This window comes from uncultured Oscillibacter sp. (genome assembly GCF_910584465.1).
Taxonomy (GTDB): Bacteria; Bacillota; Clostridia; order Oscillospirales; family Oscillospiraceae; genus Oscillibacter.
The window spans coordinates 1-1,780 of sequence record NZ_CAJUBK010000135.1; the positions used below are offsets into that span (position 1 = coordinate 1).

Genomic DNA, 1,780 nt, shown 5'->3' on the forward strand with positions numbered 1-1,780 from the left:
GGGACGGCGGGGGACGGCGGGGGACGGCGGGGGACGGCGGGGGACGGCGGGGGACGGCGGGGGACGGCGGGGGACAGGGCGGAGTGGGCCCGGGGGAGAAAAACGGTACAGGGCCAGCCGGGAGGCTGGCCCTGTACCTTATGGTTTGGAAGATTGGATGAAAAGAAGTTTTGTCTCTTGCAATTCTTAAGATACAGGAGAGTTGTTAAGGAAACCAGCGTCAATTGTTACAAAAGTCTTAAATCTTATGTCAACCATCCCGCCGCCTCAGCCCGGCGAAGAACGCGGAGAGGAGGGCCTGGCATTCTCCCTCCAGGACGCCCCCCACCAGGGCGGGGGGATGGGGGAAATCCTCCATGAAGAGGTTGGTCACGCCGCCGCAGGCCCCGAAGGCCCGGTCCCGCGCGCCGAACCAGACCCGGCGGATCCGGGCGTTGAGGATGGCCCCGGCGCACATGGGGCAGGGCTCCAGGGTGACATACAGCTCACAGCCGTCCAGCCGCCAGGAGCCCAGCGCCTCGTTGGCCCGGGCGATGGCCTCCATCTCGGCGTGGGAAGCGGCGGCGCGCTGCTCCTCCCGCCGGTTCCGGCCCCGGCCTATCACGACGCCCTCCCGGACGATGACGCAGCCCACGGGGACCTCCCCCGCGGCGGCGGCTTCCCGGGCCAGGGCCAGGGCTTGTCTCATAAAAATCTCCTGCATGGAGCTCCTCCCGTATGAAGATTGGAATATTTGTCCAAACTGCCCATAAAGTATTATACAGGAGGGACGGCACTATGAAAACCACTTTCTTGAAAAAAAGCAGACTGAATCCGGAGCTGACGGCGCTGAAGGAGGAGCTGCAGAGCGCCCAGGGGGATCTGTCCCTGGCCTACCGGCAGTTCGACCAGGCGGTGGACCCGGAGCTGGTGGAGTCCTGCATCTACCAGATCAAGGCGGAGAAGGCCCGGTGCAACTATCTCATCCGGGCCATCAAGGAGCGGAGCCCGGAGGGCTTCGCGGCCCTGCGGCTGGAGGGCGGCGCTGTATGGACCTGAACCAGAAGATCATCGCCGCGCTGCTGGCAGGGTTCTTCATCATCGCCCTCCTGCGGGTGTTCAGCGCGCCGCTGAAACTGGCGGTGAAGCTGCTGATGAACACCCTCCTGGGCTTTTTCGCGCTCTGGGTGGTGAACCTCACCGCGGGGGTCACGGGAGTGGCCCTCGGGGTGAACGTCTGGAACGCCCTGGTCATCGGCGTGCTGGGCCTGCCGGGGTTCGTCCTGCTGCTGCTGGTGCAGTGGGTGCTGTAGAGCGGTACATATCCCCCGAAAGGGCGGAGGCGTCGTGCGGGCCCCACCGGCGGGGAAGGGGCGCGTCACGGGAGGGACCCGGGAGGGGTCCCTCTCGTTTTTGATGGACAAGTCCTCAGGACCTTTCGGAAAGTCCTGAGGATCTGCCCGGGGTGTGGGGGAGGGGCCTTCGATGCCCCGGGCCCGGTCCGCCCGGGGCCGGCCTTTGCAGGGAGGGCGGACGGCGTGGACGTTTTAAAATAGGATCTCAGAATTTTAAAGATTATCGGAGGATATCGGAGTAAATCGGAGCATATGCGGCGATAATAAAAAATCATGTTGACATTGCCGGGCAGACATGGTATAAATGACCTTGCTCCGCGAACGCGCCGGGGCTCTTGATTTGTAAGCTTGGACCGAAAATATACTGATGGAGGAAAGACCATGTCCACTTTTATGGCGAATAAGGCCAACATCGAGCGCAAGTGGTACATCCTGGACGCCGCCGG

The 1,780-nt window shown here is 63.1% G+C and carries 3 protein-coding genes; 2 read left to right on the forward strand and 1 reads right to left on the reverse strand.

Annotated elements, in window-relative coordinates; all coding sequences use genetic code 11:
- Window positions 1–250: 250 nt before the first annotated feature.
- Window positions 251–688 carry a nucleoside deaminase gene (locus QZ332_RS13595; protein ID WP_295766423.1) on the reverse strand — a complete coding sequence of 146 codons (438 nt, stop codon included), beginning with the start codon at window positions 686–688 and terminating at the stop codon, window positions 251–253.
- An 89-nt stretch (window positions 689–777) separates the two neighbouring features.
- Here QZ332_RS13595 and QZ332_RS13600 point away from each other — a divergent pair, with 89 nt between their 5' ends.
- Entirely contained in the window at window positions 778–1,038 is a 261-nt protein-coding gene (locus QZ332_RS13600) for a DUF2508 family protein (RefSeq protein ID WP_295766425.1), read from the forward strand.
- Window positions 1,029–1,292, forward strand: a complete 264-nt coding sequence (locus QZ332_RS13605) for a pro-sigmaK processing inhibitor BofA family protein (RefSeq protein WP_295766427.1) — start codon at window positions 1,029–1,031, stop codon at window positions 1,290–1,292. The genes QZ332_RS13600 and QZ332_RS13605 overlap by 10 nt, the downstream gene beginning before the upstream one ends.
- Window positions 1,293–1,780 lie beyond the last annotated feature (488 nt).

What these genes read in the sequence shown, in the direction of transcription:
- QZ332_RS13595 (WP_295766423.1), bottom strand. Translation starts at nt 688, where the DNA reads ATGAGACAAGCCCTGGCCCTGGCCCGGGAAGCCGCCGCCGCGGGGGAG.
- QZ332_RS13600 (WP_295766425.1), top strand. Translation starts at nt 778, where the DNA reads ATGAAAACCACTTTCTTGAAAAAAAGCAGACTGAATCCGGAGCTGACG.
- QZ332_RS13605 (WP_295766427.1), top strand. Translation starts at nt 1,029, where the DNA reads ATGGACCTGAACCAGAAGATCATCGCCGCGCTGCTGGCAGGGTTCTTC.